Source organism: Lacrimispora sp. 38-1 (assembly GCF_049890855.1).
Taxonomy (GTDB): domain Bacteria; phylum Bacillota; class Clostridia; order Lachnospirales; family Lachnospiraceae; genus Lacrimispora.
Window position 1 is genome coordinate 287,661 of the sequence record NZ_JBANEW010000053.1, and the last position, 15,559, is coordinate 303,219.

Sequence of the window (15,559 nt, forward strand, 5' to 3'; positions counted from 1 at the left end):
AGGGAACAAAATTAAGATGAGAGAAATTTTAAATGTAAGCCACTTAAAAAAGAAGTATGGATCTGGTGAGAATAGTTTGTCAGCCATTCAGGATATTAGTTTCTCTGTTATGGAAGGCGAATTTATCAGTATAATGGGGGCATCCGGTTCAGGAAAGACCACACTGTTAAACTGCATTTCTACAATTGATGAAGCGACAGATGGAAAGACCATAATTGATGGGATAAAATTAGCAGAGCTTAAGGAAAAAGAAAAAGCAAAATTCAGAAGAGAGAACCTGGGATTTATTTTTCAGGATTATAATCTTTTAGATACATTAACCGTAGAAGAGAACATTTCCATGGCACTTGCTATAAATAATATGCCAGTATATAAAATAAAAGAAAAATTAAGTGAAATGGCGGAACTATTAAATATAAAGCATATATTAACAAAATATCCCTATGAAATTTCAGGCGGAGAAAAGCAGAGATGTGCTTGTGGAAGAGCTGTTATTCATTCTCCGAAGCTTATTTTGGCGGATGAGCCAACAGGAGCTTTGGACAGCTCAAATGCGAGGATTCTGATGGAAACAATTCAATTTATGAATAAACATCTGGGTACAACTGTTTTGGTTGTTTCCCATGATATTGTTATTTCTTCCTATGCAGACCGTGTTATCTTTTTAAAGGATGGAAAAATTTACAAAGACTTGGGAATGAAAGGTATTTCTGCAGAGGAGAAGTGGAAGAAAATAATGGGAATAGAAGAGGAAATGAGGGGCAGGGGTAATGTATGTGAAACTGGCTTTACGTAATATGAAGCGGAGCATAGGAAATTATCTTTCATATTTTCTGACAATTATGATTGCGATTACATTGATGTATTCCTTTACTGCATTAGCTTCGTCAAAGGATATTATATCCCTTAGTGATACCATGCCTGTATTTAAGAAATATATTATAATATTGACCTTTATTACTTCTGCCATGATCGCGTTTGTGATTAGTTATGCATCTGATTTCATGATTGATCAAAGAAAAAAAGAATTTGCAGTCTATAAAGTTATGGGAATGGAGCAAAAAATTATAAACCGTTTATTTTGCATCGAAAACATGTTGCTGTTTCTTATGGCTATGAGTATAGGAATTGCTTTGGGAGCAGTTTTTGCCGGAGGTTTGACCGCATATGTAATGAAAATTTTTCATACGTCACACCGGTATGGTGTGAATCTGTCCGGGTTTCCGGTTATTTATACGGTTGTATTTGGCATGATAATACAGTTAATCTCAGCCATTCGTATTATTTATAATCTCAATCACAAGAAAATAATAGATTTAATTTATGATTCTCAAAAAAATGAAAGAGCATCTATCAGATATAACTTAAAACGGAGAGTCCTGTCTTTTATTGCTTTAATTTTGTATCCAATTGGAATGTGGCTTGTGTGGTATGGGCTCACATGCAGTTCTCGAAGTGCCTGGATTTATCTGGGAACAGCCACAATATGCATTCTGTTCAGTGTAATACTGATATACCGGTATTTTCCGATTATGATTACATCCGTTTTCAATAAGGCAGAAAAATGGAAGCTTAGAGGCACAAATTTATTTTTACTAAAGCAATTTAGTTCAAGGATTAATTCAACAGGTAAAATTTTAGCTGTTGTTGCTGTATTGCTGACTCTTGCAATGTCGGTCATAGCCGGGGGACTGTTTATGGGAGCCAGCTACACGGTAAATATTGAAGATTATGCGCCTTATGATATTGCTATAAAGATAGATGCAGATATAGATAATTTTGAAAAGGAGCTTACCTATATTGAAAAGCAGGTTCCTGTTACCGATTATGTTGATTATAAACTTTATGAAACAGCACAGATCCCTGATATGCCCATTCTTGCAATATCGGATTATAACCATATAAGAAAACAATTAGATTTGAAGCCGGTGGAGCTTGGAGATAAGGAGTATGCAGTTCACTGTGAACCAGGATATGAAAAAGAAATGCTGGCCGGAATGAAAGAAAAGCCTGCGGTTAAGATTGCAGATCAAGGACTTTTCCCGGCAGATACTCCATTACATACAGAAACAATTGAGCAATACTGGATGGCAGGTGATAAGGGCTATGCAATGGTAGTACCTGACTGGCTTGCTGATGGATTGCCAACCCATAAATCAAGATTAATTGTATCAACGTATCCGGCAGCGCCAAAGGAAATAAAGAAGGAATTATACTCGGTCATCAGCGATCATTTAGAGCCATATATTACAAAGGGATTTTTATCAGAACATACTGAAATCGGAGTATTGGTAAAGACCTGGACAGTCGCAAATTCTTTAACGGGATATACGATTATTTCGTTTTGCTGTCTTTATATGGGGATAATCTTCCTGATATTAGTTGGCTCCCTGCTGGCTTTTCAGCAGATGGCAGCAGCAGAAAAAAATAATAAAAAGTATATTATGCTCTATAAGGTAGGCGTTTCCTGGCAGCAGATTAATCTGCTGGCTTTGAAAGAAATGCTGTTATTTTTTATTACTCCCGTTATTGTGCCCCTTCTGGTTACATTTTCCCTTGCAGGTATCTTAAATAGTATTCTAAAAGACCGGGTATATGCCGTTAATATTATTTTAAGGTATACAGGTGTGGCAGTGACTGTATTTATGATGATATACATTTTTTATTTTATTATCACTTTTATTACCTACAGGAGGGTTGCTTTGCGGCACTGCCCAAAAGCAAAGGGGAAAGACCGAAAAAAATGATCTTTCCCCATGAAAATTGATGGTTTACTTCTTTTGCAGTAGTTATTTCATAATGCTTCTTTACCACGTTCACCAGTGCGGATTCTTATTACATCGTCCACATCATAGATAAAAATCTTACCGTCACCGAAATTACCGGTATTTATTTGTGTTACTACTTCATTGACAATTACTTCTGCAACTTCTGTAGTTACCACAGTTTCCACTTTTACTTTCGGTAGCAGATTAACCGTTGTTTCTGTTCCTCTGTATATTGTTTTGTAACCCTTCTGGTTACCATACCCCATAATATTTGAAATCATTAAACCATTTGCCTTATTATCATTGATAATTTTCTTTACATCCTCCAACCTTTCGGGTTTAATAATAATCTCCAATTTCTTCATAGAATTTCCTCCCTTCGGCACATAGCCGTAATGTTTAATAATCGTGAGATATCAACCCTAAGCCTTTTTAAATCTGGCTAACTGCTTAATTTCAGCGTTATCAGCAGAGTCAAAATCCAGTTCTGATTTTACTAACTGAAGGTCAGGATATGCGGCTACGCCCATTTCTGGAATGTCAAGTCCGGCAAGTTCTGCTTCGGGTGATACCCTTAAGCCCCAAACTTTATCCAGTACTTTAAAGAATACATAAGATACACCAAATCCCCATACAAAAAGAACGATTACTGCAATAAACTGGGCTGCAAACTGGGAAGCATCACCATAGAATAAACCTGTAACTCCACCTGCAACACCATTGACGCCATCTCCGTAGGATCCATCGGCAAATAAACCTAAAGAAAGTATTCCCCAAAGACCATTTACACAGTGAACAGAAATGGCACCTACCGGATCATCAAGCTTTAATTTATTCTCCACAAAGGATACTGCCAAACAAACCAATATACCTGCTATTAATCCAATAACGAAAGAAGAAGCGGCGTTAACAAACGCACAAGGTGCTGTTATAGCAACCAAACCTGCCAGTGCACCGTTTGCCGTCATGGAAGGATCCGGTTTTCCGTATCTGATCCACATATAAAACATAGCTGCCAAACCGCCGATTGCACCGGCTATCATGGTATTAGTAGCAACAACAGAAAGTCTGAAATCCGAAGAGTTCAGTGTGGAACCGGCATTAAAAGAAAACCAGCAGAAGAATAGGATAATTGTTCCAATAATGGCCATAGGGATATCGTGCCCCGGAAATGCTCTTGTAGTTCCGTCTTTTTTGAATTTACCAATTCTTGGTCCAATAACAATTGCACCTGCAAGTGCCAGCATACCACCCATGGAGTGAACAACTGCAGAACCGGCAAAATCTACTACGCCGTGACCCAAACCAAAATTTTTACCAAGGGTTGATAACCAGCCGCCCCCCCATACCCAGTTTCCGAACAGAGGGTAGAGAAACATGGAAATAAAAAATGAAGTTATAACAATCGCAGAGTATTTTACTCTTTCCGCAACAGCACCGGTTGGAATCGTAACGGTCGTATCCATAAACACCATCTGGAAGAAAAATAATGCATAGATACCAGGATCATAGACCCCGTCACCAGATAATAAAAATCCCTTATAACCTAAAATACCGCCCAACCCGGGTATTGACAGCATAGCATTAAGTGCCTTCCCTCCTGTTCCAAGTCCTGCCGCACCGCAGGAACCGCCAAACTGAAGTGCAAAACCTACAAGAAAATATCCCACAGCGCCAACTAAAAATACCATAAAGTTCATCGTCATGGTATGAGCTGCATTTTTGCCACGGCAGAATCCTGTTTCAACCATAGCAAAACCGCACTGGAAAAAGAATACCATAAAGCCGGTTATCATAATCCAGGTAAAATTAGCACCATAATAAGCTTTGTTTGCTGTTGTAGCTACATCTGTAATCGTCTCTGTTCCGGTAGGTATTACATAGGAAGCACCTGTTGGATCAGCACTGCCTGGTGAGGAAAAAGCCAAAGCCAAGGCAATTGCCGCTATCCCTAATACAACCAGTAAACCAATGATTGTTCCTGTTTTTTTCATAATAATTACCTCCTTTTTATTTAAACAGATTATTCCAGGAAAACTCCGATGTACTTTTATAAACCTCCTCCTTAAGCCTTCCTACAGATAAATAATACCGGATACCCAGATACATCACTAATAAACCAAATATCACTCCGGGAATCTGTGAATTTAAAACTTTAAAGCTGATGTTATTAAAAAAACTAAAAGCACAAAAGAACATACCCAGAAAAATAATGAATAAGGATGATCCAAAAAGTATTGTTAAAGTCAAGGCTTTTTGTTTTAAAATTGTTGATTGGTTTTGTTTTTTCATAAATTCCTCCTTTTTATTTAAATAAAAAAAGAGTCTAAGTAAAAAAGCTTAAACTCCATTGTTAGTTATTCAAAATTTTAACTATTCAATTAAAAAGCATTATTAAGTCAACTATGCCAGGCTTTTTATATCACAAAAAATTCTAAGGGTTTTCCTGTGAAATAAAAAAGAAGTCAAAACGTGCGTGTTTTGACTTCTTTGCCCATTAAATAAATAATATAACTTGAATATATCACACTGCTTTTTAAAATGCAACAGCAATTTGGATACCTTTTTCTCCATAATGTGACTTTTTTCCTCACATTCTTTGCTATTTTATCAAAGATATATCATTGCCTGAGGAATCTGGATATGTTTGCCTGCAGGAGGGTTGCTTTGCGGAACAATAGGTGATAAGTTTATTACTGTGAAAGTATAAATTCCGGAATGAGAGGGGGGAGTAAAATGAGTAAATACAATGCTTTATGGGAATATGTTCAGAAGAATGGCAGTCCGTCATTCAAACTGACTTTTGATGAAATTGGTGCGATTGCAGGAATACCGCTGGATCACTCTTTTTTGACATACAAAAAAGAATTAGCTGAATATGGGTATCAGGTAGGAAAGATATCCATGAAAGAAAAGACTGTTATTTTCAATATTTTATAAGAAGAAAAAAACTTGAGCTGGGGGCTCAGGTTTTTTTACTTCAAGAAGAAGTGAAGATATATATTCATGCGTTACAGTCCGGTAAAACCGTAATGCAAGTGTAAAAATACATATATAAAGCAGAAGATATATCCCCTCCCATGGCTTGTGAGCCATTGGGTATTAAAGTATAATTTCAACTATGTGACCTGATGAAAAGAAAACCGATATTGACTGGTTGATCAAATATACTTATTATTCGTGTTTATTATAGTCATACAAAACAACATAAAGACAGAATTGGGAGCTGGATTAATGAACAGAGATGAAAGTCAAAAACCCTGGGGTGATGGGGAGGATTATAACCGTTACATAGTTTCAGAACTGTCGTCATTTCGAAAAGATGCCTGGAAGAAGCAGATTGGGGAACACCTGGAAGGAAAAAAAGGATTAAAGATTTTAGATGCCGGTACAGGACCAGGCTTTTTTACATGTATTCTTTCGGAGGAGGGACAGCAGGTAACGGCAATTGATTACTCAGAAGCAATGATTGCGTGCGCCAGAGACAATGCCAGAAAACTGGGTGTATCAGCCGAATTTAGAAAAATGGATCTTAATCATATGGAATTTCAGAATGAGGAATTTGATGTGATTGTGACCAGAAATGTCACATGGACCCTGGAATATCCGGAACAGGTCTACAGTGAATGGAAGAGAATATTGAAGAGGAATGGTCTGCTTCTGATCTATGATGCCAACTGGCATCTCCATTTCTTTGACGAAGACAGGCTGAGATGTGTCAGAGAGAGGGAAGAACGGTATTTTCGCAGATATGGGCAGAGAGAGATTGTGGCAGTTGAAAATATGGAATTTTTTGCAGCTGCCCCTTTGACAAGTACTTTGCGTCCGGAATGGGACAGGAAAATTCTTGAAAAATATGGTATGGGTGTACAGATACAGGATGATATTGGTGAAAATATTTACGAAGAATGGGAGAAAGATCTTTATGGAGAGTCACCATTGTTCGAGATCTGTGCAAGAAAGTTGTGATAAAGTAAATTTTAATAAATTAAGGAAAGGAATGGAGAAAAGTGACAAAGGAAAAAACAGCCGGACGTATCCTGCAGATTATCATTGTATTGTTTGGAATCAGCTTTTTAACATTCTGCCTTATCTATCTTGCGCCGGGTGATCCTGTTAAAGCGATGTATGCCGCAAACGGCAGCGTTCCCAGTGAAGAGGTGCTAAATACCATGCGGGAGAAGATGGGATTAAATGCCCCATTTCTGATGCAGTATTTCAAATGGCTTTTTGGGTGCCTGCATGGTGATTTTGGAACCTCTTATTCACTGAATAAACCAGTTGTTACTGTGCTGCTGCAGAGACTTTGGCCGACGTTAAAACTCACATTATTTTCCATGATTCTTATGCTCGGGATATCTGTTCCCTTTGGAGTTCTTTCAGCAGTGAATCATAATAAGGCAGCAGATTATATCATACGCATTCTTTCGTTTATTGGAGTATCTTTGCCAGGCTTCTGGCTTGGGGTTATGCTTATTTATATTGTTGCGCTGAAGTTAAAACTTCTGCCTGTCATATCCGCGGACACAGGATTTAAGAAAATGATTCTGCCGGCTGTTACACTTGCGTTTTCCATGGCAGCAAAATATACAAGGCAGGTTCGTGCCGCTGTATTGGAAGAATTACATAAGGATTATGTTACAGGTGCCAGGACCAGAGGAATAAAGGAAAGTACAGTTTACTGGGCACATGTTTTTCCAAATGCGCTTCTTCCCTTAGTAACATTGCTTGGCTTATCCTTTGGATCGCTTCTTGGGGGAACGGCGGTTGTGGAAGTGATTTTTTCTTATCCGGGATTAGGCAGTCTGGCTGTGTCAGCGGTCGCAGCCAGAGATTATCCATTGATTCAGGGGTATGTTCTCTGGACCGCTTTGATTTATATGGTGACCAATCTGGCTATTGATATATCATACGGAATTTTAGATCCGAGGACGAAGGTGAGGTGATGGCCGTGGGGAAAGTACTTGCATTCTGCAAACAACATAAACAGTTCACAGCCTTTTTTATTTTGTCCCTGTTAGTTATTGTAGCTGCTGTTTTTGCTCCTTTTATTGCAACACAGGATCCGTATGAAGCAGTGATATCCAATGTGGAACAGCCACCGGATGCAAATCACTGGTTTGGAACGGATAAACTGGGACGGGATCTGTTTTCCCGTGTTATTTATGGATCACGGACTTCCCTGGCATCGGCAATGCTATTGGTATTTGTAACACTTGCCGTTGGTTCCACACTTGGCATTCTCGCAGGTTATTTCGGCGGGGTGACTGATTCCTTCATTATGAGAATTTCCGATATGATGATTTCATTTCCCGGACTTGTACTGGCTATTGCAATTGCAGGAATTCTTGGATCCAGTCTTATGAATGCGGTTATTGCGATCGTAGCTGTCAGCTGGACAAAGTATGCACGTCTTGCCCGGAGCTTAGTTTTGGGAATTAAGAATAAGGATTATGTGTCGGCTGCAGTACTCACAGGTTCGAGGACCGGTTATATACTAAGAAAATACATCCTTAAGATGACAATGCCGATTCTGATTGTTACAGCAGCCACAGATATCGGCACTATGATGCTTGAACTGGCTGCACTTTCATTTCTTGGATTTGGAGCACAGCCTCCAACCCCTGAATGGGGACTGATGTTAAATGAGGGGCGTGCCTATTTGCAGAATTCCCCATGGATGATGTTTTTTCCGGGACTGGCGATTTTTACTGTTGTGGTTATTTTTAATCTGATGGGAGATAGTCTGAGAGATATTCTGGATACGGGAAATGAGTGAAGACAGTCTGGCGGCAGGAGGAAGTAATGCTGGAAATACAAAATATTACGGTTACATATAAGAATAGTGATAAGCCTGCAGTTAAGAATTTCTCGCTGCACATAAAGCAGGGAGAAATCTGTTGTCTGGTTGGGGAAAGCGGAAGCGGGAAAACTTCCGTTATCCGGGCCGTGCAGGGAAATCTGCCGGAGCAGGCAACCGTTACACAAGGAGATATCTTTTTTAAGGGACAATCTCTTTTAAACTATACGGTGAATGAGTGGAGAAAGATCCGTGGAACAGAAATTTCAATGATCTTTCAGGATTCTGGAGCTATGATGAATCCGGTAAGGACAATCGGATCCCAGTTTGTTGAATATATCCGGGCACATGGAATTTATACCAAAAGAGAAGCATGGGAAAAAGGCGTGCAGATGCTTAAGAGTGTGCGACTGCCTGACGGGGAGCATATTATGAACAGCTATCCGTTTCAGCTTTCAGGCGGTATGAAACAGCGTGTTGGTATTGCATTCGCCATGTTTTTCCGGCCGAAGCTGCTGCTTGCAGATGAACCTACCAGTGCGTTAGATGTAACCACCCAGGCACAGATTGTGCGGCAGATGATGAAGCTGAGAGAAGATTACGGTACTGGAATTATTATGATAACACATAACCTGGCTCTGGCAGCATATATGTCTGATCGTATTCTGATCATGAAGGATGGGAAAGTAACAGACAGCGGTGACCGGGAACATATTTTGCATAATTCCAAGGCGGACTATACAAAAAAACTTTTATCTGCAGTGCCATCGGCAGGAGGCTGTTACCATGTATGAGAAGGAGAATCTGATTCTTGAAGCAAAGCATGTCACAAAAAAATTTCAATTTTCCAGAAACAGGCGTCTGACTGCCTGTGAGGATGTCAGCCTTAACTTCTACAAGAACCAGACGCTTGGAATCGTTGGAGAGAGCGGCTGTGGGAAAAGCACTTTTATGCGGATGGCAGCAGGCCTTGAAAAACCGTCTTCCGGGGAACTATTCTTTCATGGAAGAAATATGCTGGAACTAAAAGGTGAGGAGCTGCGCTTAAACCGAAGAAACATTCAGATGATATTCCAGGATCCATCGGAAGCATTTCATCCAAGGATGAAAGTGAAAGAAATTATATGTGAACCGCTTTTTAACTTTCGCTTAATTGATAGAAAACAAATGGATTCAAAAGCCAGGGAGCTTCTTGAAATGGTAGAACTTCCGGAAAACTTTGCTGAACGTTATCCACATGACATGAGCGGTGGACAGCGGCAGCGTGTAGGGATTGCCAGAGCCCTTGCACTGGAACCGGAAGTGATTGTATGTGATGAAATAACATCAGCACTTGATGTTTCTGTACAGAAAACGATAGTGGAACTGCTTATAAAACTTCAGAATAAAAAACATGTTTCCATAGGCTTTATCAGTCACGATCTGGCATTGGTACAGCAATTTGCACATCAGGTGGCAGTCATGTATCTGGGGAATATTGTTGAGATAATCAATGGGAACGAAGTCAGTGTTAATGCCAGACATCCATATACACAGACTTTACTGGACTCCATCTTTGATGTGAATATGGATTTTTCAAAGGAAATTGTGAGTATTGAAAGCGAAGTACCCAGTCCTTTGAATGTACCGGCAGGCTGTCCTTTCAGAAATCGATGCAGTCATTGCAGAAAGGTTTGTGAAACAGAAAAACCAAAATTAAAAGAGATAGAACCTTATCACCTGGTAGCCTGTCATCGGTATGATGACTGCATTATTATTACAGGGAGGAATTATGAAAATAAGAGTTAAGAAAATGATAGTATTCCTTATGATTGCAGCCATGTGCTGCGGTATGCTGTCCGGGTGCGGTGCGGTTGGGACTGAAGGAAAATCCAGTGACACAACAGACAGTAAAAAGACACTGGTGATCGGAAGCGGTCAGTCCGCCGGCACATTGGATCCCATTCAGGCCTATAATGGCTGGTATCCGGTACGTTACGGCATATGTCAGACTTTAACAAAAATGAATGATGATTATTCCATATCCGGGTGGCTTACAGAAGATGGTTATTCTTCCAATGATGACAATACGGTATGGACTTTTACCATGAAAGATAATGTGACGTTTTCTAATGGAAATAAACTGGATGCAGAGGATGTAAAAAAATCTCTGGAGAATGTTTTTGAGAACGGGGAAAGAGGTATCGAGTATTTTACCCCTGTTTCTATTGAAGCTGACGGTCAGAAACTGGTTATTACCACGGAAAAGCCGGAACCAATCCTGCCGAACAAGCTGGCTGATCCATTATTCTGTATCATTGATACATCTGTTGATAACAGTAAAATTGCTGATAACGGTCCAATCGGAACCGGTCCGTATGTATGTGAATCTTTTGATTCTGCGACAAAGAAATGTGTGGTAGTTAAAAATAAAAATTACTGGAACGGTGAAGTGAAGACGGATCGGATTGAGTTTATTTATTCCGAGGATCAGTCCACAATCAGTATGGGACTTCAGTCAGGTGACTTCGATGCGGTATATAATGTCAGCATGAATGATATTGGTACGTTTGAAAAAAACAGTGACTATAAGATTAAAACTAACCCCAGCGGGCGTACTACCATCGGTTTTATGAATCAGAACGGACAGCTGGGGGATAAGGTGCTTCGTGAAGCAATTCTTCAAATGCAGGATAAAGAATCTTACTGCAAAAATTTGCTGAAAAATCAGTATGTGCCTGGTAAGACACTCATAACTTCCGCATCCGATTATGGATATGATACACTGACGGATCCCAACGCATACAATCCTGAAAATGCAAAGAAATTACTGGATGATGCAGGATATGCAGACACTGACGGAGATGGTTTCCGGGAAACACCGGCTGGGGAACCAATCAATCTTCGCTTTGTATATTATACCGGACGCCCGGAACAGCAGATCGTTGTAGAGGCAGCTCAGGCAGCAATGGCCACAGTGGGAATTAAAGTTACTCCCAAAGTGCATGACACACAGACTGTTATGGACATGCAGAAGACAGGTGATTATGATTTGCTTTGTATGAGCATTAATATCATGAACTGCGGAGATCCTGAGAACCAGATCAATACCTATTTCAAAGCAGGCGGTACATATAATGCAACAGGATATGACAGTAAGGAGTTTAATTCTCTTATGGATCAGGTACATGTAACTGCAGATCCAAACCAGAGAAAAGATTTAACAAAACAGGCAGAGCAGATACTTTTGAATGATGCTGCGGCGATTTATTTTTGTTATCCAGTTATGAACTTTGTTATGAAAAATCATGTTGATGGAATTAATTCTACCCCTGCAGATTTCTACTGGGTTGATGAAAATACATCTATTAATCATTAGCAGGCAATGGAGGAACAGTTACTTATGATTCAGGTAAATGTCAAAAGCTTCAATGAAAAAATAAAAGAAGAGGTAACAGACTATTGGACTTCACGCGCGGAGATATTTAACGAACTGAAAATACAGGAACTGAATTCTGATATGCGCGGCCGGTGGCTGGAGGAGCTTCAAAAGTATCTTCCTGCCAGGAAAGGTCTTAAAATACTGGATATTGGAACAGGAACCGGCTTTTTTTGCTTCCTGCTTGCGGCGGAAGGCCACGATCTGACCGGAATTGATCTCACTGAGAAAATGATTCTTGAAGCAAGAAAAACTTCTAAAATTCTTGGGATACCTGCTGCATTTTATGTGATGGATGCGGAAAAGCCTGAGTTTGCAGATAATAGTTTTGATGCGATTGTTACCCGCAATGTTGCGTGGACATTGCCGGATCTTAGAAAAGCTTATGAAAAATGGCACCGTCTTTTGAAGAAGGATGGCGTGCTCATTAATTTTGACGGGGATTACAGCAGAGAGGATGAACAGCAGAAACTGCCGGAAAATCATGCACATGCGAAAATAACACAGGAACAATGGAATGCATACGAACATTTAAAGACTGAGCTTCGCCCTGTATCAAATCCAAGACCTGCATGGGATGTGCAGCTGCTGAAATCTGCAGGATTTAAGGATGTCATGCTTGACGAACAGGTTGGAGAAAGAATTTACAGCGAAATAAATCAGTTTTATAATCCCACACCAATCTTTACCATAGCAGCAAAAAAATGATGGCCTGATTCAATGAAAATGGATATTTCATGCATATGCTTGACCTGCTGATGGTGATGAGTTAATATGATTTTAAATGTATAATATTATGAAACATGACAGGAAGCAGGAGGATAAGATGTTCAGCCCAATCAAAAACACGAAGGTTTATGAACAGGTAATGGATCAGATCAAAGAAATGATTGATAATGGAGTTTTAAAAAAAGGAGACAAGCTTCCTTCTGAGAGAGATTTAGTTGAAGAATTACAGGTGAGCAGAGCATCGATCAGGGAAGCTCTTCGTGCATTAGAAGTCATTGGATTGATTGAGTGCAGACAGGGTGAAGGAAATTTTATTAAATCAAGCTTTCAGGATAATTTGTTCGAACCTTTATCAATTATGTATATGCTGGAAGGAACCAATCCCGGAGACATACTGGAACTGAGAAAGATCATGGAAGTTGAGGCTGCCGGCCTGGCTGCTAAGAGAATAACGGAGGAACAGTTAGCAGAATTAAAAGAAATTATGGAACGGTTTGAGAACTGCAAGGATGAAGAACTGAATGCAATGATCGATAAAGAGCTGCATTATAAGATTGCAGAGTGCTCGGGGAATGTATTAATATATAATATTCTCAGAACCGTTTCGCTTCTTGTAGACGATTTTATTAAAGATGCCAGACGATTGATCATTGCAGATCAGGATAAGAAAAAAATGCTCTTATTACAGCACAAAGACATCTATCTGGCTGTTGAAATGCACAGCTCTGTGGCAGCGCGCAAAGCGATGCGGCAGCATTTGGATTACACGAACAAGTATAGTAAAATGATGGTCTAAGGAGAAAAATTATGTTAGAACTATACAGAGCGATTGCAGACTGCAATCCAAATAGCAGAAATATGGTGGCTACCGTGTTAGATGGAGAAGCATTTGGTCAGAAAGCTTTGTTTTCTGACGAAATGCTTATCTGTGAGACGAACGAAACCGGTTATTTTTCTGAACACGGTTACGAGGTACTGAAAGCCGCCGGCGATAAGAATCAATGCAGAAAAGGCCTGATTACGCTTGATGGCAGCCGTATTTTCTGCGACTGGCTGGGACAGGAGATTCATCTGGTAATCTGCGGCGCAGGTCATGTATCGATTCCAGTGATACAGATTGGCCGGATGATGGGGTGTGAAGTTACTGTGCTTGAAGACCGCCCCCAATTTGCGGACAATGCACGGCGGGCCGGAGCATCAAAGGTTATATGTGAGCCATTTGAACAGGGGCTCAGACAGGTGGAAGGCGGCAGCAACACGTATTTTATTATTGTGACAAGAGGCCACCGCTATGATCAGACGTGTCTGGAACTGATTGCCGGGAAAAAACATGCCTACATCGGTATGATAGGAAGCCGGTTAAGGGTGGCAAAGGTAAAGGAGGCCGCGTTGATGAATGGCTGTGATAAGGCGGTTATTGATCAGGTATACAGTCCGATTGGTCTGAACATCAATGCAGAAACTCCGGTTGAGATCGGTGTATCCATTATGGCGGAAATTATTGAAGTGAAAAATAAAAAGATGCGTTTGAGCGGATATTCGAAAGATATATTGCAAACAATTCTGAATCCGGAAGAAAAAAACGGGCGAAATGTTCTGGTAACAATTGTGGCCAGAAAGGGGTCCGCTCCCCGGGATGTGGGCACTAAGATGCTGGTAACGCCAGAAGGAAGGTGCATCGGAACTATCGGCGGGGGCTGTATGGAGTCAGAGGTTATACAAAGAGCAATTCATATGCTGCATAGTGAAGACAAGAAGGTTTTGCTTAGCCATGTGGATATGACCGGAGCGGATGCAGAAGAGGAAGGCATGGTGTGCGGGGGGGTTATAGACGTATTGTTAGAAGTTGTTTAAATTGTCAGGATAATATAATAAGTTAAGACAGAACACAGGTGATGGTAATAGTAATATTGTCACCTGTGTTTTCTATTTGGTTTTAGATTCATATATTCCTAATATTAATTGAAATATTTGGTAATATTTTAAAGAAAAATGAACATACTGATTTCTAAAATGTTATATATCATGAAAGGAGATAATTTATATGGAAAATGAAAAAGTAATTGCTTATTGCGGCAGAAATTTTTCTGTCTCATTAAAATCTATGTTAGGATCAACTAACTATGGCTGGGCGCTGGCACATCTGCCGGAAGGTATTGTATTGACAGGAACTAATATAATACCGTTGACCGCAGGGATAGGACCGGTAAACCAGATCTTTAAATTTGGTGTGACATTAGAAAAGACAGAGTCTGAAGTCAATATTGTTATACCGTTTGTTCTTGTGAATTATAGTGATTTTACCAAAATTAATGAGAAAGTCTCCATAAATGTGAGCATTACAAACTATAATGGAATGGATTCGAATGGCAGCAAATTTGTTGCTTATCATGAAAATACAGCGCAGTATAACGGAAATCAGGAGAATCATTATATTGATTCAACAGCGTTGCTTTATGGAATGGTATGTGACAATTCAGGTATTAACGGGGGACAAGCTCTGAATGTAAAGTATGGTTATCCCTGTGGAATGCAGGATGCAAATGTGAAGTATGGCTATCCCTGTGGAATGCAGGATGCAAATGTGAAGTATGGCTATCCCTGTGGAACACAGAATACTATTGTGAAGTATGGAGTCTTCTGTGGGGAACCGGACCTTCACATACCGTATGGCTATCCTCGTGGAATGCAGGGTGCTAATGTGAAGTACGGTTACCCCTGCGGAGTACAGGATCCTCTTGTGAAGTATGGATCCCCCTGTGGAGTGCAGGATCCTCTTGTGAAGTATGGATCTCCCTGTGGAGTGCAGGATCCTCTTGTGAAGTATGGATCTCCATGTGGAGT

At 40.0% G+C, this 15,559-nt stretch carries 16 protein-coding genes; 13 read left to right on the top strand and 3 right to left on the bottom strand.

The genetic code is table 11. From position 1 onward, the window contains the following. Window positions 1-16 precede the first annotated feature (16 nt). Both V7D18_RS14010 and V7D18_RS14015 read left to right on the top strand, forming a co-directional pair. The gene (locus tag V7D18_RS14010) at window positions 17-796 is read left to right on the top strand and encodes an ABC transporter ATP-binding protein (protein WP_426154891.1); all 780 of its coding nucleotides are present in this window, start codon (window positions 17-19) and stop codon (window positions 794-796) included. Then, window positions 777-2,747: an ABC transporter permease gene (locus V7D18_RS14015; RefSeq protein ID WP_426154892.1), complete on the top strand. Its 1,971-nt coding sequence runs from the start codon at window positions 777-779 to the stop codon at window positions 2,745-2,747. Before V7D18_RS14010 ends, V7D18_RS14015 begins: the two co-directional genes overlap by 20 nt. Before the next feature lie 47 nt (window positions 2,748-2,794). Here the strand turns inward: V7D18_RS14015 and V7D18_RS14020 are convergent, their stop codons facing one another. The 3 genes from V7D18_RS14020 to V7D18_RS14030 are packed head-to-tail and all read right to left on the bottom strand — an operon-like array spanning window position 2,795 to window position 5,060. Continuing rightward, entirely contained in the window at window positions 2,795-3,133 is a 339-nt protein-coding gene (locus V7D18_RS14020) for a P-II family nitrogen regulator (RefSeq protein WP_426154893.1), read from the bottom strand. 57 nt (window positions 3,134-3,190) lie between these two features. After that, on the bottom strand, window positions 3,191-4,762 hold the full coding sequence (locus tag V7D18_RS14025; protein ID WP_426154895.1) for an ammonium transporter: 1,572 nt from the start codon (window positions 4,760-4,762) through the stop codon (window positions 3,191-3,193). 16 nt (window positions 4,763-4,778) lie between these two features. Further along, entirely contained in the window at window positions 4,779-5,060 is a 282-nt protein-coding gene (locus tag V7D18_RS14030; protein ID WP_426154897.1) for a hypothetical protein, read from the bottom strand. A 444-nt stretch (window positions 5,061-5,504) separates the two neighbouring features. Here V7D18_RS14030 and V7D18_RS14035 point away from each other — a divergent pair, with 444 nt between their 5' ends. From V7D18_RS14035 to V7D18_RS14085, 11 genes are all read left to right on the top strand, one after another. Beyond that, a complete protein-coding gene (locus V7D18_RS14035; protein WP_426154899.1) occupies window positions 5,505-5,708 on the top strand; it encodes a hypothetical protein in 204 nt (67 codons plus the stop codon). A gap of 240 nt (window positions 5,709-5,948) precedes the next feature. Then, a complete protein-coding gene (locus tag V7D18_RS14040) occupies window positions 5,949-6,737 on the top strand; it encodes a class I SAM-dependent methyltransferase (protein WP_426154901.1) in 789 nt (262 codons plus the stop codon). A 41-nt stretch (window positions 6,738-6,778) separates the two neighbouring features. Then, window positions 6,779-7,714, top strand: a complete 936-nt coding sequence (gene nikB, locus V7D18_RS14045) for a nickel ABC transporter permease (RefSeq protein ID WP_426154903.1) — start codon at window positions 6,779-6,781, stop codon at window positions 7,712-7,714. After that, window positions 7,714-8,547 carry a nickel transporter permease gene (gene nikC / locus V7D18_RS14050; protein ID WP_426154904.1) on the top strand — a complete coding sequence of 278 codons (834 nt, stop codon included), beginning with the start codon at window positions 7,714-7,716 and terminating at the stop codon, window positions 8,545-8,547. The genes nikB and nikC overlap by 1 nt, the downstream gene beginning before the upstream one ends. 26 nt (window positions 8,548-8,573) lie before the next feature. Then, window positions 8,574-9,362, top strand: a complete 789-nt coding sequence (locus V7D18_RS14055; RefSeq protein WP_426154906.1) for an ABC transporter ATP-binding protein — start codon at window positions 8,574-8,576, stop codon at window positions 9,360-9,362. Next, window positions 9,355-10,356, top strand: coding sequence for an ABC transporter ATP-binding protein (locus V7D18_RS14060; RefSeq protein WP_426154908.1), 1,002 nt, complete (start codon window positions 9,355-9,357; stop codon window positions 10,354-10,356). Before V7D18_RS14055 ends, V7D18_RS14060 begins: the two co-directional genes overlap by 8 nt. Next, window positions 10,340-11,926, top strand: coding sequence for an ABC transporter substrate-binding protein (locus V7D18_RS14065; protein ID WP_426154910.1), 1,587 nt, complete (start codon window positions 10,340-10,342; stop codon window positions 11,924-11,926). Before V7D18_RS14060 ends, V7D18_RS14065 begins: the two co-directional genes overlap by 17 nt. 24 nt (window positions 11,927-11,950) lie before the next feature. Next, window positions 11,951-12,694 (top strand): class I SAM-dependent methyltransferase, encoded by a 744-nt coding sequence (locus tag V7D18_RS14070; protein WP_426154912.1) that lies wholly within the window; start codon window positions 11,951-11,953, stop codon window positions 12,692-12,694. A gap of 118 nt (window positions 12,695-12,812) precedes the next feature. Next, entirely contained in the window at window positions 12,813-13,511 is a 699-nt protein-coding gene (locus V7D18_RS14075; protein ID WP_426154914.1) for a FadR/GntR family transcriptional regulator, read from the top strand. Between the two features lie 11 nt (window positions 13,512-13,522). Continuing rightward, a complete protein-coding gene (locus V7D18_RS14080) occupies window positions 13,523-14,569 on the top strand; it encodes an XdhC family protein (protein WP_426154916.1) in 1,047 nt (348 codons plus the stop codon). A 190-nt stretch (window positions 14,570-14,759) separates the two neighbouring features. Then, window positions 14,760-15,559: hypothetical protein (locus tag V7D18_RS14085; protein WP_426154917.1), on the top strand; the 800-nt coding region annotated here is incomplete at its 3' end.